This window comes from Amycolatopsis deserti, assembly GCF_014653945.1.
Classification (GTDB): domain Bacteria; phylum Actinomycetota; class Actinomycetes; order Mycobacteriales; family Pseudonocardiaceae; genus Amycolatopsis_E; species Amycolatopsis_E deserti.
This window is the reverse complement of record NZ_BNAU01000006.1, coordinates 215,729-235,057: the sequence shown is the minus strand read 5'-3', so window position 1 is coordinate 235,057 and position 19,329 is coordinate 215,729. Positions and strand designations below refer to the sequence as shown.

Genomic DNA, 19,329 nt, shown 5'->3' with positions numbered 1-19,329 from the left:
CTGGTTACAGTGAGCGGCACTACGGAGACGCGCAGGGAGGCAACGGCGACCATGGAGCCGCACCGTCCGTTGCTCGTGCGCATCGGCACGCTCGCCCGGGCCGACGCGCCGTCCGGATGGGAACGGATCGAGCTGCACTTCCGCCAGGTCGGCGACCACACCGAGCTGGAGCCGATCGCGTTCACGCGCGGCTCCGGCCGCGTCTACCCGGCACCGGCCGGGCTGACCGCGCTGTTCGGCGAACTGCGGGAGGCCATGTACGAGCCGGGCGCCGGCGCCTGGCTGCAGGCCCGCTACGCGCTGCACCCGTCCGGCGAGTTCGACCTGGACGTCAGCACCACGACGCGACCGTGGTGGCAGACCCCGCCGGACGACCTCGCGGCCGCGCTCGAAGCCGAGCTGAAAGCGTTTCCCCGCGACCCGGAGCACCTGCCGGACTGGTGGCGCCGCGCCGCCGGCCTGCCGCTGGGCACGAAGTTCCGGCACGCCCGCGTGGTCGACTCCTACGCCGACGGTGACGCGCCGGTCATGGGCCGTCCGCCGGTGCCCGAGGACGAGGTGCCCGCCCTCCTGCGCTACCTCGAACGCCAGCCCGCGGTGCTGGTCGGCAGCGGTCTGGGCCCGGACATCTTCAGCGGCGGCACGGAATCCGACGTGCCGGAGAGCTACCACACCGACGGCACCTGGATCTGGCACGCGTCGGTGCCGCACTACCTACGCAAGTACGGCACGCCACCCGAGCCGGACTTCCTCGCGCACATCCGCGACCAGGACTTCCAGCCGCCGTACGTCGACAAACTGACCCGTCGCACCGCGGCCGCGGACCTGCTCGGGCGGTCCCGTCCCAAGGCCGATCCCGACGAGGCGCTGCCGACCACCGGGGACATCGCCGCCGAGCTGGAAACCCGCACCGATCCGGCGCTGGAGGACCCGGCACTGCTTGTCGTGCTGGCGCAGCGGCTGGCCGAGCACGGCATCTGGCCCGCGGCCTACCGGCTGGCCTCGCGGGCCGACGGCGCGTGGTGCCTCAACCCGACCGACCGCGGCTGGGAAGTCGCGCGCTACGCCGGTGGAGTTCCGGTGCGGCCGCAGTACTTCGAGCGCGCCGAGGACGCGGCGCAGCACCTGCTCGGCGCCCTGCTGCTGCACCCGGCGCGGATGACGGGCGGCGCCGAAACGCCGCTGGAGACCTCCGCCGAGCTGGCGGACTGGCCGATCCAGCCCGCCGAGGGCGACCCGCCGCTGACCCTGCTGCGCAACAAACGCGTGGTCCGCCTGCCTGCCGGCACGGTCGTGCTGCGCTTCGGCGACGAGACAGGCAACCTGGTCCACCACGACGAAACCCGCTTCCCGGCGACCTCGCTGCCCATCGAGCGGGATCGCGAGGAGCGGCGCTACCGGCTCCGGCGCACGCTCGCGGTCGTGATCGGCGTGGCGATCCCCTGGGCGAACCTGCCCGGTGGCGGCGTCGCGTACGTCCTGCCGAAACCGCTGAGCGAGCACGTGGCCGACGCAAGCCTGGAAAGGATCGAGTAGTGGAAGCGGCAGAAGCGGTCGCGAAGGTCGAGCAGTGGCTGCGCGAGGTCCACGGGCCGGGCACCGACCTGCGCGTCGACCAGGCGAACCTCGTCCGGCGCCCGGAAGGCTGGTACGTCCCCTACAACTCGGCCGCGTTCCTCGACGGCGGCGACCTCGGCGAGCGGATCGTCCCGCCCCCGGCCCTGATCGTGCGGGACCCCGAGGGCGACCTGCGCCACGCGTCCCCGGTCTTCGGCGGGCTCAGCGTCCCCGCCCAGTACCCGGGCCGCGACCACTGGGCCGAAATGGTCGACCCCGAGTACGCCGACTCCGGCCTCGGCCGCCTCGGCGTGCCGCTCCCGGCGATCATGGGCTGGCGGCGCTACCTGCCGGACGGCACGGAGACCGACGAAACCCGGTCCAACCCGGAGTACCGGACGGGTCCGAGCCGCCGGGGCTACCCGATGCCGTCGACCACGCTCGACTCCCTCGTCGAGTTCCGCCACATCGGCTGGCTGGACCAGCGGAAGTTCGTTCTCGGCCTGCTCGAGGAGAGCGTGCTGGTGCCGCTGACCGACGGTCGCGTGCGGCACCAGTCCACGAAGGACGGTCGCCGGACCGTCGAGCTGTGGACGTCGACGCGCTTCTTCCCGCCCGGCAGCCGGGAATGGTTCTGGCTCGACCCGGTCACCCTCCTCGACCACGTGCCGGAAGCCGACCTGATCATCCACGGCCCCTGGCAGCTGCCGGTCGAGGTCACCACCGAGGAGATCCGCGCGGCGCACGCCGAGTTCCCGCGCTACAGCGACAAGATCGAGGTCACCGGCGAATGCGTGGAAGCGTCGGCGGACCTCAGGCGCTTCGCGGCGGACACCGCGGCGCGCATCGGCCTGCCCGAGCCCATCGAGCCGCCGGTCGACGCGGGGGACAGCGCCCGCGCCCACGGCTTCGAGCTGACCGCGGACGAGTGCTACCGGGTGGTCACCGGACGCTCGTGGGTGCGGCGCATGGCGATGGCTCTGCCGCCGCGGCCGCCGTACGACCCCGCCGCGTTCGGCCTCACGCCCGGTTACGACGACGACGGCGAACCCGCGGTGCGCGTCGATTCCTTCGGCAAGTTCGCCGACGTCGGGCAGAACACCAACTTCAGCTGGCAGCGGCTGCTCGGCGCGTACGTCGGCTTCGCGCTCGGCGAGGCGCTCGGCGCGCCGGTCGACCGGCTCAGCCGCGAGGAGATCGTGCGCGCGCACGGCCCGGACCAGGTGACCGACCTTTCCGCGCCAGGGCAGATCGGCCCGCTCACCCAACGACTGCTGTTCCTCACCGAGGCCGTCCTGCGCGGCGGCGGCGACGCGGCTCACGAGGCGATCACCCGGTGGCGGCACACGCAGGGCGAGACGGTGCCGGGCATCGACGGGTGGCTGCCGAACCTGCGCGAATTGCACTCGGTGCGCGACCCCGACCCGGCCGACCTCCGCTCCGGCCCGGCGGTCCTGCTCGGCGCCCTGCCCGGGGTGCTCACCATCGGCGGCCGGGGCGAGGTGCCCTTCGGCGCGTCCGAGGCGGCGGTCCGGACCTTCGCGGCGCTGCCGGAGTCGGACGAGAGCGACCTGACGTTCGCCGTCTTCCTCGGCCTGCTGTTCGAGCGTTCGCTGGAGCGCGAGTTCAGCCCGGCGCTGTGGGTGTCGGCCGGCGCGGTGCTGCGGGACCGGGAGGGCCCCGGCTGGGACGCGGTGCGTGAGCTGGCCGGGCGGTCGCTGATCGCCATCCCGGAGCAGGGGATGTACCACCTGCCCGACCCGGAGGAGATCGGCGACGGCCTGGACACCCCGTCCGTCCTGGGCCGCGCGCTCGCCGCGGTGACCGGGTTCGAGAACAACCCCGAGGCCGCGCTGTTGCGCGCGGTGAACCACTCCGGCCGCAGCGCGCTGACCGGCGCGATCGCCGGTGCGCTGGCCGGCGCCCGCAACGGCGTGCCCGGCCTGCCGCCGAAGTGGGTGGACCAGCTCGAGCTCAAACCGCTGATCGAGCGGGTCGTCACCGACGTCGCCCGCCGGTTCGAGGGGATCCCGGAGGGGGAGGAAGGACAGCGATGGCTTCGGCGCTATCCGGCGATCCGGCCGTGACGGCACAGCACTTCACCGACTGGAAGGCCGTGCTGGACCCCGAGTTCCGGCGCAACGAGTTCCCCGGGCTCGCCACGCCGGAGCCGGCGATCGTGCGGTGGATCGAGGTCGACGAGCGCGAGCAGCCGACCGGCAACGTCCGGGAGAACCCCGCGCACCGGCCCGGTCCGGAGTGGTTCGGCGGCCCGAAGGCCACCACGCCCGTGGCCAAGCTGATGGGCATGCGCCGCGTCGGCTGGATCGACGACGCGGCCCTGCGGCGGCAGCTGCTGGACTGCGAGGTCCTCGTTCCGCTGGGCGCGGACGGCGAGCCGGTCCGCAGCCGCACCCGCGACGGCCGGGTCGTCATCCCGGCATACAGCGCGACGGTCACGATCCCGGCCGGCATCCACCGGTGGCGCCGGATCCGGCCCCGTGACCTGCTGCGGCCCGGATCGGGGGAGTCCCGGGTGGACCTGGACCCCGGGCACGCCCTGTCCATGGCGGTCGATCTGGCGGAGGAGATCACCAGCGTCGAGCCCGAGCCAGGCCGATATGTCGACGAGGTCGCGCCCGAGGTCTCGCCGCACATCACCGAGCTGGCCACCCGCCTCGGCGCCGAGTTCGAGCTGGGCGGCGAGCTGGTCACGCAGCGGCTCACGGCGGTCGCCGGCTGGGCGCGGAAGAACGGGTACGAACTCAGCGCCGACGAGTGCGAGCGCTACGCCCGCGGATACGCCCGGTGGGTGCGCAACCTGCGGCTGCGCCACGACGGCCGGCCGGTCGAGTGGCCCGCCGACCTCGCCGGGAACGGCCTGGTCAACCACTACGACGACAGCGGACGGCCCGCCCCGCGGCCGTGGACCATGGGCAAGTTCCAGGACACCGGCACGCCCTCGGGGCTCTTCGCCTGGCACCGCGTCGTCGGCGCCTACGTCGGGTTCGCCGTCGGCGAGTGCCTCGCCCTGGGCAACGGCGACGCACTCGGCCCGATGACCCGGCAGATGCTGCGGCACACCGAAACCGTCCTGCGCGGCCTGCCGTTCATGAACACCACGGGCGACCTGCCGCCCGGGTTCCCGCCCGCGCCGAAGCCGGACAGCTGGCTCTCGGTCGCGCTGGGCGCCGGACCGGAGGCGCCGCCGAACGCGCTGACCGCCGTGCTCGCCGCGACCATGACCGGCGGTCTGGAGCTGGAGAGCACCGGTCTGCCGTACCAGATGGCGGTGGCGCGAGCACTGACCGGCGCCGACGGCGAGACCGCCACCGCGATCGAACTCCTCGTGCGGATCCTCACGAAGGTGCTGGTCAACGGCGAGCCGCCGTGGCCGTTCCACGCCGTCCTGGGCGACCTGCGGAAGTCCGGGCAGGCGCCGTTCGACGAGATCGCCGCGATCGTCCTCGCGCTGCGCGACGGCCGCGACATCCCGGACGCCGAGCAGATCGAAACGCTCGGCGACCCGGCGAGCCCGCTGGCGGTGGCCGGGCGGGCGGTGTTCGCCGCCGCCAAGCGGCACTACGACCCGTTCGCCGCGATCCAGGTCGCCGGCCTGCAGTCGGCCGAGCCGCCGCTGGCCGCCGCGCTCACCGGGGCGCTGATCGGCGCCCGCGCCGGCGTGCCCGGGCTGCCCGCGGACCTGGTCGGAGCGCTGACGCCGCTGGGGCTGCTGGACAACCTCGCCGGCGACGTCTACCTGTACTTCAACCTGTACGGCGTCGCGCGGAGCCGGTCTCTGCAGGATGCGTGGCCCCAGCGCTACCCGCCCGGTTAAGTTTGACGGGCTGCTTTCCGGACGCAGGGGGATGTCGTGCGGTATCGAGTGGAGTTGGCGGAGCGCCCGGACGGGCTGTACGCCGTGTGGCAGGGGCGCGTCTTCCCGGCGCAACGCTCCAGCGCGGACGGCACCGTCCTGCTCGTGACCCCGTCCGGGGAGGACGCGCCGCCGGACTTCGACGAGGAGTTCTCCGGGCGGCCGGCGAAGGTCCTGCTGGAGGCCGAGGTCGCGGCGATGTTCAGCCTCCAGACGCACTGCCTGTTCGACGACGACATCTACCGCGTCGCGCCGGGCAAGGGGCTGACGCTGCGCTGGAACGGCACCGACGAGGTGCGCGCGCAGCAGCTCGGCCTGCACGACTTCAGCGTCGAGGCCACCGAAGCCGAGATCACCGCGATCTGGCAGGAGCGGCACGACTTCGCCGTCGGTGTGCGGCAGCTCGGCGCCGGGGATCCGCAGGAGCTGGTGCGTGAGATCGCCCGGCTGCTGCGCGACGTCGTACCCGACGGCTGGGAGCGGATCGCCGCGCAGTTCCGGCAGGTCGGGGACTACGCCGAGATCGAGATCCGCGCGGTGGGCGAAGGCGAGTCGGTGTCGCTGCCCGCGTCGCCGCGGCTCGGGCAGCTGTTCAGCGACCTGCGGGCCGCGATGTACCAGCCGGGTGCCGGGACGTGGTTCAAGGGCACGTTGACGCTGGTCGCGCCCGCCGAGTTCACCTTCGACTACGACTCCGCCGCCGAGCCGAACTGGCGCCAGTCGCCGGCGGGCCGTCCGACCGCGCGGGCGTACGAAGCGGAGCTGGAGCACTTCCCGCGCGACCGCGAGCAGGTCCCGGACTGGCTCGCCGCGAAGGCCGGGCTGCCGGTGGACGTGGCGTTCCGGCACGCGGCCGTCGTCGACGGGCCCGGCGAGCCGCCCGTCGTGAACCGGCAGGCGCTGCCGCCGGAAGAGGCCCGCGCGTTGTTCGACTACCTCTACCGGGCGCCGGTCGTGGTGGCCAGGCCGAACCGCCTGCCCGACCTGTTCGCGCCGGCGGCCCCGCCGGACGTGCCGGACGCCTTCCACACCGACGGCACCTGGATCTGGGCCGCCGCCGTGCCGCACTACCTGCGGAAATACGGTCTGCCGCCGCAGCCGGAGCTGGCCGAGCACGTGCGGGCGCGGGGCTACCGGGTGCCCGCCGTGCCGTCGCACGTGCTCGCCGCGGCGGAGGCGGAGCTGCTGGGCCGGCCGCTGCCGCCGCAGCCCGAGGCCGGCGAGGTGGACGCGGTCACGCTGACCGACCGCGGTGGCGACCCGCCGTACGGGCTGCGGGCGTCGGAGGTGCTGACCGTGCTGGAGCGGCGGCTGGCGGAGTACGGGATCGCGCCGTCGGCGTACCGGATCGGCGCGCGGGCGGAGGGGGCGTGGAGCCTGCGGCGGACGGAGTCGAGCTGGGAGGTCACCGGCCCGGACGGCGCGGAGCCGGCGGCGTTCGCGCGGGTCGAGGAGGCGGCGCGCTTCCTGCTGGGGTCGCTGCTGCTGTACCCGGTGCGGGTGGTCGACGACGAGGGCGACTGGCCGATCGCGCCGCTACGCGGAGAGCCGCCCCTGACGTTCTACCGCGCGAAGCGGCTGATCACGCTGCCCGCGGGAACGGTGTTGATCCGCTTCGGCGGCGAGGGCGGAAACCTGGTGCACGAGGAGGCGGCGCGGTTCCCGGAGACGTCGCTGCTACCCGAGCGGGAGGGGCAGCGCGCGCGGTACCGGGTGACGCGCCCGGTTCGCGCGCTGACCGGCGTGACACAACCCTGGGGAGGAATGCCCGGCGGGGCGGTGGCGTACTTCCTGCCGCACCCCGTCGGGCACCACGTGGAGGTTGGCGGGCTGGAGCGGCTTTAGCCGCGCAACTTCAACAACGCGACGATCCGCGCCAGGTCGGCAGCGATCGAAGCGAGACCCTCGTCGATCTTGCGCTCCAGGCGGGCAATTCTTCCCCCGCGTGTGGCCCGGACCGCGAACGCGGTCTACCGCGGCATCCAGAGTGTCACGCGAGTTCCGCTGCCCGGGCTCGACTCCACCCGTGCCTCTCCGCCGGCTTCGGCCAGGCGGGCCGTGATCGACTCGCTGATGCCGAAGCCCGGTGGGCGGTCCGACTCGTCGAAGCCGGCCCCGTGGTCGCGGATGATCACCGCCACCCCGCCGTCCCGTTCCTCGGCTCGCACGACCACCCGGTCGGTTCCGGAGTGCTTCAGCGTGTTCCGCAGCGCCTCGCGGGCGGCGTCGCGGATCGCGACCTGCCGGACCTCCGTCAGGGTGTCCGCGTCCAGCTCCGCTATGACCAGCTGGGCGCGCAGGCCGTCGCGGGCCATTTCCGCGGCCAGGGCCGCCAGTTTCTCGCCGAGGGGGCCGCTGCCTTCCGCGCCTTCGATCGTCTGCCGCACCTCGATCGCCTGCGCGCGGGCCAGCCGTCGCATCTCGCTCAGCTGGTGTTCGCTGCTGCCGGAGCCGGGCAGCGCGATCGTCTCCAGCGTCTGCAGCACCGTGTCGTGCAGCATCCGGTGCTGCCGCGCGCGCTCGGCCTCCCGCCCGTGGCGGATGCCGTACGCCAAGGCCAACCGGGTGCCGAGGCCGAGCAGCACCAGCGCGCCGGTCGCCGTCACCAGGACACCGACGATCGTCCCGACCCCGGCGAACGCTTGTTTCACGTTGAACACGCCACTGCTGAGCCACCACGCCACCCCGGCGAGCGGCACGCTCAGCACCGTCAACGCGAGCCCGTACCCGAGTCCCAGCGCCAGCGTCAGCAGCGCCACCCCGCCGAGCAGGTGCTTGCCCGGCACCGCCATCGCCGCCGCGAAGGCCGGAGACGGCACCGTCGCCGCAACCACCAGGTTGGCCGCGATCGTGAACACCACGTCGAGCACCAGCAGCCGCGCCGCACCATGACCGTGGAACGGCGCCGACCGGACCAGCCACCGCAGCCCGTACAGATTCAGCGCGATCGAGCACACCGCGACCGCCACCACCGGCGCCACCCCGCCGTGCCCGCGGACGAGGAACGCCACCAGCGACCCGGCCACCGCCAGCACGCGGTAGACCAGCGGGACCATCGCGACGTACCGCGTGGCGCGGAGCAGCAGGTTGTCGCGCGCCGCGAGGTCGACCGGCCCGGCCATCCGCCGCAACCGCGCCAGCGATGACACCGGCGCCGGATCGGCGATCTCGTCGTCCAGCCCGCCGGTCGCCCCGGCCATCGCGGGCGCGCCGCGCCGCAGCAGGGTGCCCAGGTAACTCGCCGCACGCGGTGGGGACATCACGACCTCCCGGTCGTCTCGACGACCCCTGAAGTTACAGCCCGTTCTCCGCGGCCCAGCGGCGCAACTCGGCGACGGCCTCGTCGTGGTCGAGCGGCCCGCGGTCCAGGCGCAGCTCCTTCAGGTGCTTCCACGCCTTGCCGACCATCGGGCCGGGCGCCAGGCCGAGGATCCTCATGATCTCGTTGCCGTCCAGGTCGGGCCGCACCTTCGCCAGGTCCTCCTCGGCCTGGATGCGCGCGATCCGCTCCTCGAGCTCGTCGTAGGTGCGCTGCAGCGCGGCCGCCTTGCGCTTGTTGCGCGTGGTGCAGTCGGCGCGGACCAGCTTGTGCAGCCGCGGCAGCAGCTCACCGGCGTCGGTCACGTACCGGCGCACGGCCGAATCGGTCCACTCGCCCTTGCCGTAGCCGTGGAACCGCAGGTGGAGGAACACCAGCTGGCCGACGTCCTCGATGATCTGCTTCGGGTACTTCAGGGCGCGCAAACGCTTGCGGGCCATCTTGGCGCCGACCACCTCGTGGTGGTGGAAGCTCACCCCGCCGCCCGGCTCGAACCGGCGGGTGGCCGGCTTGCCGATGTCGTGCAGCAGCGCGGCCAGACGCAGCACGAGGTCCGGCTCGGCCTCCGGGTCGTCCCGGCGCTCCAGCGCGATCGCCTGCTCCAGCACGGTCAGCGAGTGCTGGTAGACGTCCTTGTGCTGGTGGTGCTCGTCGATCGCCAGGCGCATGCCGGGCACCTCCGGGATCACGTGCTCGGCCAGGCCGGTGTCGACCATCAGCTCGAGCCCGCGCCGCGGGAACCGGCCGAGCAGCAGCTTCGACAGCTCGGTCTGCACCCGCTCGGCGGTGATCCGCTGGATCTCGCCCGCCATCTCGGTCATCGCGGTGACCACGCGCGGCGCCGGCTCGAACCCGAGCTGGGCGGCGAACCGCGCGGCCCGCAGCATGCGCAGCGGGTCGTCGGCGAAGGACTCCTCCGGGGTCGCGGGCGTGTCGAGCACCTTCCGCCGCAGCGCGTCCATCCCGTCGTGCGGGTCGACGAACTGCTTGGTCGACAAGTCGATCGCCATCGCGTTGACCGTGAAGTCGCGGCGCTTGAGGTCGCCCTCGATCGAATCCCCGAAGGTCACCTCCGGGTTGCGGCTGACCCGGTCGTAGACGTCCGCCCGGAACGTCGTGATCTCCAGCGTCGATCCGCGCTTGGTGACGCCGACGGTGCCGAAGGCGATACCCGCCTCCCACACCCCGTCGGCCCAGCCGCGGACGATCTTCAGGATCTGCTCCGGGCGCGCGTCGGTGGTGAAGTCGAGGTCGGCGGACAGGCGGCCGAGCAGCGCGTCCCGCACGCTGCCGCCCACCAGGTACAGCCGGTGCCCGGCCGTCGCGAACCGCGCGGCCAGCTCGTCAGCCAGCGGCGAGATCCGCATCAGCTCGGTCACCGCGTTCCGCTTCGCGGTCAGTTCGTTCACCGGGATCGAACCGCCTCAGGGGTCCACTCAACCATGACAGACACGAGGAACCAGCCTACCCATCGACCAGGAGTGAACAGTCAACTACGCAGTAGCGGCCGGAATCGGCCACCACGCACTAGCATCGCAGCATGTCTGGATCGGCCGGTCGCTCCGGCGGGGGTAAGCCGCGACGCCGGTCGCGACGCCGCCGCGGCCGGCGGATGACGACCTCCGTGGAGACCTCCGCCGGCGGCCTGGTGGTCGATCCCGCCAGGGAGAACGCCGTGCTCATCGGCAGGCTGGACCGCCACGGCAAGCTGCTGTGGTCGCTGCCCAAGGGCCACATCGAGGACGGCGAGACGATCGAGCAGACTGCGGTGCGCGAGGTGAAGGAGGAGACCGGGATCTCCGCGGACGTGCTGCGGCCGCTGGGCACGATCGACTACTGGTTCGTGGCCGAGCGACGGCGGGTGCACAAGACGGTGCATCATTTCCTCCTGGAAGCCACCGGCGGCGAGCTGTCCGACGAGGACTCGGAGGTCACCGAGGTGGCCTGGGTGCCGATCGCCGATCTGGAGACCCGGCTCGCCTACACCGACGAGCGGTCCCTGGTGCGCAAGGCGCGGGAACTGTTCGACGACGACACGCGAGCGACAGAAGGAGCGTCGGAGTGAAGCGGTTCGCCGCCACCGGGTTGGTTGCGTTCCTCCTCGCGATGTTCGTCCCGGTCACGGCGAGTGCCCAGACCGAGGCGCCCAGTCGGCTCCGGCTCGACGTGACGCAGCTCAACCCGCGGGTGATCACCACGAACTCGGTGACCCTCAACGTCACCGGCACCGTGACCAACGTCGGCGACCGGCGGATCAGCGACCTCCAGGTCCGGCTCGAGCTGGGCGAGCGGCTCACCACCGAGCGCCAGGTGCGCACCGCGATGAGCGGCGCGGCCGCGGCCGCCGCGTCGAGCACCGACTGGGTCGACGTCGAGCCCGCCACGCTGGAGCCGGGGGAGAGCGCCCAGCTCAGCGTCACGGTGCGGCTCGACGGCACGCGCGGCAACCTGCGCGTGAACAGCGCGGGCCTGTACCCGCTGCTGGTCAACGTCAACGGCACCCCGGCCTACGGCGGCGCGGCCCGGCTGGCGTCGATGAGCATGCTGCTGCCCGTCCTGTCCGCCCCGGGCAAGAGCGTGACCGGCCAGAACACCTCGCCTGCCCCGTTCACGATGTTGTGGCCGATCGCCGACACCCGGCCGCGGATCGTGGCCGCGCCCCTGGGTGGCACCGCGGTGCTGTCCGACGACGTCCTGGCGGCCGAGCTGCGTCCCGGCGGCCGCCTGTACGGGCTGGTCGAGTCGGCGAGCGCGGTCCGCGACGACCCGCAGGTGAGCCGCGCGCTCTGCTACGCCATCGACCCCGACCTGCTGGACACGGTCGACGCGATGTCCCGCGGCTACCAGGTCCGCACCGCGACCGGCACCGTCGGCGGGACCGGCGCGGAGGCGGCGAAGGCCTGGCTGGGGTCGCTGCGGGAGCTGGTCACCGGGCAGTGCCTGGTCCAGCTGCCCTACGCCGACGCCGACCTGACGGCGCTGACCAAGGTCCGCGGCGGCGATCTGCTGCCGTTCGCGCTGGACACCGGCGCCCGGGTGCAGGAGCTGCTCGGCGTGACGCCGCAGAACGGCGTGCTGTGGGCCGACGGCGCGCTGGACCAGAGCACGCTGGCCGCGCTCAGCGGGGCCAGGGTGCGCACCCTGATCACCGACCCGGTCGATTCGTCGACCGGCAGCCAGTCCGCCGGCGCGGTCACGCTGGACGGCACCACGCTGCGTGCCCAGCAGGTCGACTCGCTGGTCCTGTCCGGCCTGGCCGGTACGTCCGGCAGCACCGAGGTGACCACCGCGACGCCGGTGGACGACCCGGACATCGCGACCCAGAACGGCCTGGCCGCGCTCGCCTTCCGCGGTGGGCTGGCCGGTGGCACGTCCCGCCCGGTGCTGGTCGCGCCGCCCCGCCGGTGGACGGCGACGCAGGACGAGCTCACCGGCTTCCTGCGCAACGTCGGCGACTTCGTGGACCGCAACATGCTGACCCCGCAGTCGCTACCCGCGCTGCTGGCCACCGCGAGCACGGGCAGCGCCCGGATGAGCTACGACTCCGAGGACCTCGCCACCGCGACCCCGGCGTCGGTCACCGACGAGATGTCCTCGATCGAGACCACGATGACCGACCTGCAGGGCGCGATGCAGATCGACCCGGCCGCCCAGGTGGAACCGGCCGAGCTGCTCGAGCCGCTGCGGTTCGCGCTGGTCCGCAGCACGTCGGGGGCCTGGCGCGCGCAGCGGGGCGCCGCGGACGCGGCCGCCGCCGACGCCCGCACCGAACTGGACAACCTGCTCGGCCGCGTCACCGTGGACACCCCGCCCGTGCCCATTTCGATGGCGTCCGGGTCCGCTCCGCTGCCGGTGTCGTTCGACAACCGGCTGCCGGTGCAGATCGCGGTGCGGATCCAGCTGAACAACACGCCCGGCCTGCGTGTCGAGCAGGTGCCGGACCGCCTGCTCCCGGCAGGCCTCGCCGGCAGTGAGCGGATCCCGGCCGAGGCGCTGCGCGCCGGTGTGTTCAACGTGACCGTCTCGCTGACCACCCCCGGCGGCACGCCGCTGGGCCAGCCGGCGCGCTTCGAGCTGCGCTCCAACGAGTACGGCGTGGTCACGCTGGTCCTCACGATCGCCGGCGCCGCGGCCCTGGTGCTGCTCTCCGCGCGCCAGATCTACCGTCGCGTCCGGGCCCGCAAGGCCTGACCGACTACTCTGGGGTGCCAGAACCGGACCGGCGAGGATTGGGCGCGCGTTGGACAGAGACCCGGGGTGGCCACCCGAGCGTCCCGCCGACCGCGGACCACGGCGCCCGCCGCCGGATCCCGGTCGGCAGGAGCAGACCCGCCGGATCCCGCCCGCGACGAACGGCAAGCCACGGCCGCGGCAGGTGAACCGCCAGCAGGGCCAGTTGCCGCCGGACCGGCTGCCACCGCCGCAGCCGCCGCGCCGCCAGCCACCGCAACCGGATCGCAGGCAACCGCCGCCGACCGGCCGCCAGACCCCGCCCGACCGCCGCCAGCCGGTGCGCCCGTGGCGGCAGGAGCGGCCGCGCCACCAGGACAGCATGCCGTTCGGTGCGCCGCCGCTGCCGCCGAACGACCCGGACGCGACGATGCTGATCCCGCGGATCAGCGGCGTGCAGGGCGGCAACCGCTGGCCGGTGGCCGACCCGGACGTGCTGCGCCCGTACGACGCGCTCGCGACGCGGATGATGCCGCGGATCACGGCGTCGCCGTCGACCTCGTTCGGCGAGGGGCCGGGGCTGGACGCCACCGGGTTCCACGCGCCGGTCGAGGCGCCGGAGAAGCCGGCCGCGCCGTCGCTGGCGAAGTCCAGCAGCCGGATCGCGATCGCGTCCCTGATCAGCCGGATCACCGGGTTCCTCTGGAAGATCATGCTGGTCTGGGCCGTGGGCACCGGCGTGGTGAACGACTCGTTCAACATCGCCAACACGCTGCCCAACATCGTCTTCGAGCTGCTGCTCGGCGGCGTGCTGAGCAGTGTCGTGGTGCCGCTGCTGGTGCGGTCGCAGGACGACAAGGACGGCGGCCTGGCCTACACGCAGCGGATGCTGACCGTGGCGTTCGTGCTGCTGGTGATCGGCTCGGTGGCCGCGGTGGCCGCCGCGCCGTGGCTGACCTCGCTGTACCTGGACGGCACACCGGGCAAGACCAGCCCGGAGCTGACCACGGCGTTCGCGCGGCTGCTGCTGCCGGAGATCCTGTTCTACGGCCTGTTCGCGCTGCTGTCGGCGATCCTCAACGCCAAGCAGGTCTTCGGCCCGCCGGCCTGGGCGCCGGTGGTGAACAACCTGGTCGTGATCTTCACGCTGGCCGTGTTCATGCTCACCCCGGGCGAGATCACCTTCAACCCGGTCGAGATGAGCCAGCCGAAGCTGCTGCTGCTCGGCATCGGCGTGACCATGGGCATCGTCGTGCAGGCGATCATGCTGGTGCCGCCACTGCTGCGCAGCGGGTTCCGGTTCAAGTGGCGCTGGGGCATCGACAAGCGCATGAAGGAGTTCGGCGGGCTCGCGCTGTGGATCCTCGGGTACGTCGCGGTCAGCCAGATCGGTTTCACCGTCAACACGCGCGTGCTGACCAGCGGTGACCCGGGCGGTGTGACGATCTACTCCAACGCCTGGCTGCTGTTCCAGCTGCCGTACGGCGTCATCGGCGTCTCGCTGCTGACCGCGATCATGCCGCGGCTGTCGCGCAACGCGGCCGATGGCGACACCCGCAAGGTGGTCGCCGACCTGTCCTACGCCTCGCGCATCTCCACGGTGATGCTCGTGCCGATCGCCGCGGTGATGTCGGTGATCGGCACCTCGGTCGGTGTCGCGTTGTTCAGCGGCGGGGAGAACTCCACCACGGACGCGTCGCGGCTGGGCGAGGCGCTGGCCATCTCGGCGTTCGGCCTGCTGCCGTACGCGCTGGTCATGCTGCAGCTGCGGGTGTTCTACGCGATGAAGGACGCCCGCACGCCGACGCTGATCATGGTCGTGATGACCCTGGTCAAGATCCCCTTGCTGTACCTGTGCCCGGTGCTGCTGTCGGACCAGAACATCGTGCTCGGCGCGATGATGGTGAACTCGCTGACGTTCGTGGTCGGCGCGATCATGGGCCAGGTCTGGCTGTGGGTGAGCCTGGGCAACCTGCGCAGCAGGCGCGTGCTCGGGGTCATCCTGTTCACCGTCGTGGCGAGCGGGCTGGGCGTGCTGGCCGCGGTCGCGATCGGCTGGGTGGTCCCGGACTTCGGCGAGCGGCTGACCGCGTGGATCAAGCTGATCCTGCAGGGCATCGTCGGCCTCGGTGTGTCCTTCGGCGTACTCGCGCTGCTCAAGGTGGACGAGCTGGCGCCGGCCACGAAGAGAATCACCCGTTTGATCAAGCGCGGGTAACGAACCACTCACGGATAACCCTGTCTCACCCCGTGTGTTCACGTACCCTCGACCTCAGGCGCGGGAAAGAGAGCGTGGGGTGAACGAGAAGCGGAGCGAGCAGTCCGGTCCGATCCGGACGGGTGTCCGCGCGAGGGGAGGCTCCCTCGCGCCGGGCAGCGTCGTCGGAGACGGCCGGTACCGGTTGCTCGCCCAGTTCGGCATCGACGAGCGGGCGGGCGCCCACCTGTGGCGTGCGCGCGACGGCCAGCTGCGGCGGGACGTCGCGCTGACGCTGCTCGTCGGCGACCCCGCGGACGCCGAAGCCGCACGTCAGGCCCGCAAGACGCTGGAGCGCGCCACCCACGCCGCCAAGTTCGACCACGAAGCGGTCGCCCGCGTGCTGGACGTGCTCACGCTCGGCAACGGCATCACCTCCGGTGAGGGCCTGCTGGGCGTGGTGGTCACCGAGTGGACCAAGGGCACCGACCTGATCGACCTGGTCGCCGACCGGCCGGTCCAGCCGCTCGCCGCGGCGCGGATGGTGCAGCGGCTCGCCGAGGCCGTGGAGCGGGCCCACCACTCCGGTCTCGTGCTCGGCCTGGACCACCCGCAGCGCCTGCGCCTGACCACCGAGGGCTCGCTGCGCCTGGCGTTCCCCGGCCCGCTGCCGGACGCGACGCTGCGCGACGACGTGAAGGCCATCGGCGGCATCCTGTACCTGCTGCTCACCGGACGCTGGCCGCTGCCGGGCGGGCCGGCCGCGATCCCGGCCGCGCCGCACGCCCCGAACGGACGGCTGGTGCCGCCGCGTTCGCTGCAGCCGTCGGTGCCGCAGGAGCTGTCGTCGCTGGCGGTGCGCACCGTCGAGGACGGCGGCCCGGGCGGCATCCGCACCAGCGCGGCGATCGTGCGCGCGCTGGAGATGGCCGCCGAGGCCGAGGAGCGCACGCAGCTGATCAAGGCCCAGATGGAGGCCGACGGCGACGGCACGATCTGGACGACGAAGAAGCCGGTCAAGGACCGCGCGCGGCGCCGCAAGCTCGCGCTCGGCGTCACCGTGCTGGTCGTCGCGGCGGTCGCCATCCTGGCCTGGCTCGGCATGCTCGCGATCAGCTTCTTCCAGGACGACCCGAGCTCGGGCGGCCCGCCGATCAACGTGGCCAACCCGACCCCGACGGCGTCCGCGTCGGCGCCGGTCAACCCGTCGCCGAACCCGCCCCCGTCCACCGGCGGGCAGGCGCAGATCGGCGCGGCGGTCGGGCCGGAGAGCGTGACGGTCTACAACCCGGACGGCAACGGCGACAACACCAGCCGCGCCCGCAACACGGTGGACGGCGACCCGGGCACGATCTGGCGCACCGACCAGTACCGGCAGCAGTTCCCGGCCATCAAGGAGGGCGTCGGGCTGCTCGCGAGCTTCGACAAGCCGATCAACCTGGCGAAGATCACGGTGGCCGCGGACAGCCCGGGCACCTCGATCGAGGTCCGGGTGGCCGACTCGCGCAACCCCGAGCTCGCCGACACCCGGGTGGTCGGCACGGCCACGCTGAACGGGCAGACCACCGACATCACCCTTCCGCAGCCCCAGCAGGCGCAGTACGTGATCATCTGGATCGCTCAGCTGAGTGACACGGACAAGGGCTACCAGTCCCAGATCGGCGAATTGACCTTCCTCCCCGCCCAGTAGTGTGCTGCGGGTGACCGCAGCTGCACCAACGGACGCCGACCTCATCGCGGCGCACGCGTCGGGTGACCCGCACGCGTTCAGCGAACTGGTCCGGCGGCATCGGGACCGCATGTGGGCGGTGGCCCTGCGCACCCTGCGCGACCCCGAGGAAGCCGCCGACGCCCTGCAGGACGCCTTCATCTCCGCCTTCCGCGCCGCCGGGAACTTCCGCGCGGAATCCCAGGTCACCACCTGGTTGCACCGGATCGTGGTGAACGCGTGCCTGGACCGGGTGCGGCGCAGGCAGGCCCGCCCGACGGTGCCGTTGCCCGAGACCGGGGTGAACGAGCCGGCGACCCCGCGCGATTCGATGGCCGACCGGGAGACCCGGCTGGTGATCAAGGAGGCGCTGGCGCAGCTGCCGGAGGACCAGCGGATGCCGATCGTGCTGGTCGACGTCGAGGGGTACTCGGTCAGCGAGACCGCGCGGATGCTCGGGATCGCCGAAGGCACGGTGAAGAGCCGGTGCGCGCGGGGCCGCGCCAAACTCGCCAAAGTTCTCGGCCATCTCCGGAACCCGGATGCAATAGCGAACGTCCCAACTTCCGAAAGCAAACGGGAGCGCGGCGGCCGGTCTGGGGCACAGCGCGAGAGGGAGGGACGATGACGGACGAGAGTCGGGGGATCGAGGCCGCCGGCCCGCCCTGGTCTGTCGACCTGCTCGCGGACCTGCACGCCGGCGTCCTGGACGACGACGAAGCCGCCCGGTTGTGGCCGCTGGTGCAGGCCGATCCCGAGGCGCGCGCGATCATCGAGGCCCTGGAGGCGACCACCGCCGACCTGGCCGGGCTGAGCGCGGACGTCCCGCCGATGCCCGCCGAGTACGTCGCCCGCCTGGACGCCGCGCTCGCCGAGGAGGCCCGCCGGGCGTTCCCGCAGCAGCAACCCGGGTTGGCGCCGGTGGTGAGCCTGGACGCGGCCCGCCGTCGCCGGAACAAGCGCATCGGCTGGATCAGCGGGGTGGTGGCCGTGGCCGCCGCCGCGGTGGCCGCCGTCGCGATCGCCATCCCGAGCGGCACGTCGCCGTCCCCGGGCGGCAACGTGGCCGCGCCGAGCCAGACCGCCGCACAGCCGCCGCTGAACCTGCGCAGCGACCAGACCGCGAGCGCGGTGGGCCAGCTGCAGGGCACGTTCGACTACGGGCCGCTGGGCAACGCCGACGCGCTGCAGGCGTGCCTGCGCGCCGCCGGCTTCGCCGACACCGCCAAGCCGATCGGGGTCCGCCAGGGCTCGATCGACGGGCAGCCGGCCGTGCTGACCCTGCTGACCACGGGCCAGCTGGCGAAGTTCCGGCTGGTCGCGTTCGCCCCGACCTGCGGCGCGAACGACGCCGGAGTGCTCATGGACAAGGTGATCGGCTAGCCGCGTTCCGTGACACGGGCGAGCCGTGTCACTCCGGGAACACCGGACCCTACGATCGTGTTGAGCCTGGTACGCAGGTCACGACGAGCGGAGGTCTACGGGTGGCAGCGGAAAACGTTCGGAACCTCATCATCGTGGGGTCGGGTCCGGCCGGGTACACGGCGGCGGTGTACGCCGCGCGCGCCCAGCTGGAACCGCTGGTGTTCGAGGGTTCCCAGTTCGGCGGCGCGCTGATGACCACCACCGAGGTCGAGAACTACCCGGGCTTCCGGGACGGCATCCAGGGCCCCGACCTGATGGAGGAGATGCGCAAGCAGGCCGAGCGCTTCGGCGCGGAGCTGCGCGCCGAGGACGTGGAGAAGCTCGAGCTGGAGGGCGACGTCAAGTACGTCACCGCCCACGGCACGCGCTACGCGGCCAAGGCCGTCATCCTCGCCATGGGCTCGGCGGCGCGCTACCTGCACGTGCCCGGTGAGCAGGAGCTGCTCGGCCGCGGTGTCTCCGCGTGCGCCACCTGTGACGGCTTCTTCTTCCGCGACCAGGACATCGCCGTGCTCGGCGGTGGCGACTCCGCGATGGAGGAGGCCACCTTCCTGACCAAGTTCGCCCGATCGGTGACGATCGTGCACCGGCGCGAGGAGTTCCGCGCCTCCAAGATCATGCTCGAACGCGCCCGCGCCAACAAGAAGATCAAGTGGGCGCTGAACAAGCAGGTCGTCGAGGTGCTGGGCGACACCACCGTCTCCGGGCTGAAGCTGGCGGACACCGTCACCGGCGAGGAGTCGGTGCTCGACGTCACCGGGTTCTTCGTCGCGATCGGCCACGACCCGCGCAGCGACCTGGTCAAGGGCCAGGTCGAGCTGGACGCGGAGGGTTACGTCCTGACCAAGGGCCGCACCTCCTACACCAACCTGCCGGGCGTGTTCGCCGCCGGTGACCTGGTCGACCACACCTACCGGCAGGCCATCACCGCCGCCGGCTCGGGCTGCTCCGCGGCCATCGACGCCGAGCGCTGGCTGGCCGAGCACGCCGGAAACCCGAACGCCGAGGTCGCGCCCGAGCTGGTGGGCGGCGGCTACGGCTCCGCGAACTGACCGACCGCAAGCCCGTACCGAACT

The 19,329-nt window shown here is 72.8% G+C and carries 13 protein-coding genes; 11 read left to right on the top strand and 2 right to left on the bottom strand.

The genetic code is table 11. The features are described from left to right. Nucleotides 1-51: 51 nt before the first annotated feature. Genes IE290_RS25020 through IE290_RS25005 form a run of 4 tightly spaced genes read left to right on the top strand, consistent with a single transcriptional unit; the run spans nt 52 to nt 7,279 of the window. Nucleotides 52-1,536, top strand: coding sequence for a TNT domain-containing protein (locus IE290_RS25020; protein ID WP_191247119.1), 1,485 nt, complete (start codon nt 52-54; stop codon nt 1,534-1,536). After that, nucleotides 1,536-3,644: an ADP-ribosylglycohydrolase family protein gene (locus tag IE290_RS25015; protein WP_191247118.1), complete on the top strand. Its 2,109-nt coding sequence runs from the start codon at nt 1,536-1,538 to the stop codon at nt 3,642-3,644. The genes IE290_RS25020 and IE290_RS25015 overlap by 1 nt, the downstream gene beginning before the upstream one ends. Further along, nucleotides 3,611-5,395, top strand: coding sequence for a hypothetical protein (locus IE290_RS25010; protein WP_191247117.1), 1,785 nt, complete (start codon nt 3,611-3,613; stop codon nt 5,393-5,395). The genes IE290_RS25015 and IE290_RS25010 overlap by 34 nt, the downstream gene beginning before the upstream one ends. A gap of 36 nt (nt 5,396-5,431) precedes the next feature. Next, nucleotides 5,432-7,279 (top strand): TNT domain-containing protein, encoded by a 1,848-nt coding sequence (locus IE290_RS25005; RefSeq protein ID WP_229874694.1) that lies wholly within the window; start codon nt 5,432-5,434, stop codon nt 7,277-7,279. Nucleotides 7,280-7,404: 125 nt separating this feature from the next. On the opposite strand, the gene IE290_RS25000 is transcribed toward IE290_RS25005, so the two are convergent. Further along, nucleotides 7,405-8,694, bottom strand: a complete 1,290-nt coding sequence (locus IE290_RS25000; RefSeq protein WP_191247116.1) for a sensor histidine kinase — start codon at nt 8,692-8,694, stop codon at nt 7,405-7,407. 34 nt (nt 8,695-8,728) lie between these two features. Continuing rightward, complete coding sequence (locus tag IE290_RS24995) at nt 8,729-10,162, bottom strand: CCA tRNA nucleotidyltransferase (protein ID WP_191247115.1); 1,434 nt, start codon at nt 10,160-10,162, stop codon at nt 8,729-8,731. 131 nt (nt 10,163-10,293) lie between these two features. Between IE290_RS24995 and IE290_RS24990 the strand changes: the two genes are divergently transcribed. The 7 genes from IE290_RS24990 (at nt 10,294) to trxB (ending at nt 19,305) form a co-directional block, all read left to right on the top strand. Then, complete coding sequence (locus IE290_RS24990; protein WP_162830491.1) at nt 10,294-10,818, top strand: NUDIX hydrolase; 525 nt, start codon at nt 10,294-10,296, stop codon at nt 10,816-10,818. After that, the gene (locus IE290_RS24985; RefSeq protein WP_191247114.1) at nt 10,815-12,944 is read left to right on the top strand and encodes a hypothetical protein; all 2,130 of its coding nucleotides are present in this window, start codon (nt 10,815-10,817) and stop codon (nt 12,942-12,944) included. Before IE290_RS24990 ends, IE290_RS24985 begins: the two co-directional genes overlap by 4 nt. 319 nt (nt 12,945-13,263) lie before the next feature. After that, nucleotides 13,264-15,141, top strand: coding sequence for a murein biosynthesis integral membrane protein MurJ (gene murJ / locus IE290_RS24980; protein ID WP_373300517.1), 1,878 nt, complete (start codon nt 13,264-13,266; stop codon nt 15,139-15,141). A 79-nt stretch (nt 15,142-15,220) separates the two neighbouring features. After that, complete coding sequence (locus IE290_RS24975) at nt 15,221-16,810, top strand: protein kinase family protein (protein ID WP_191247113.1); 1,590 nt, start codon at nt 15,221-15,223, stop codon at nt 16,808-16,810. Between the two features lie 10 nt (nt 16,811-16,820). Further along, nucleotides 16,821-17,456: an RNA polymerase sigma factor SigM gene (sigM, locus tag IE290_RS24970; RefSeq protein ID WP_191247112.1), complete on the top strand. Its 636-nt coding sequence runs from the start codon at nt 16,821-16,823 to the stop codon at nt 17,454-17,456. Beyond that, nucleotides 17,453-18,211, top strand: coding sequence for an RsmA family anti-sigma factor (locus IE290_RS24965; RefSeq protein ID WP_191247111.1), 759 nt, complete (start codon nt 17,453-17,455; stop codon nt 18,209-18,211). The genes sigM and IE290_RS24965 overlap by 4 nt, the downstream gene beginning before the upstream one ends. Nucleotides 18,212-18,312: 101 nt before the next feature. Continuing rightward, nucleotides 18,313-19,305, top strand: coding sequence for a thioredoxin-disulfide reductase (trxB, locus tag IE290_RS24960; RefSeq protein ID WP_191247110.1), 993 nt, complete (start codon nt 18,313-18,315; stop codon nt 19,303-19,305). Nucleotides 19,306-19,329 lie beyond the last annotated feature (24 nt).

Bases quoted from the DNA above. Each gene is read 5' to 3' on its own strand.
- IE290_RS25020 (WP_191247119.1), top strand. From the start codon at position 52: ATGGAGCCGCACCGTCCGTTGCTCGTGCGCATCGGCACGCTCGCCCGG.
- IE290_RS25010 (WP_191247117.1), top strand. From the start codon at position 3,611: ATGGCTTCGGCGCTATCCGGCGATCCGGCCGTGACGGCACAGCACTTC.
- IE290_RS25000 (WP_191247116.1), bottom strand. From the start codon at position 8,694: ATGTCCCCACCGCGTGCGGCGAGTTACCTGGGCACCCTGCTGCGGCGC.
- IE290_RS24990 (WP_162830491.1), top strand. From the start codon at position 10,294: ATGTCTGGATCGGCCGGTCGCTCCGGCGGGGGTAAGCCGCGACGCCGG.
- IE290_RS24965 (WP_191247111.1), top strand. From the start codon at position 17,453: ATGACGGACGAGAGTCGGGGGATCGAGGCCGCCGGCCCGCCCTGGTCT.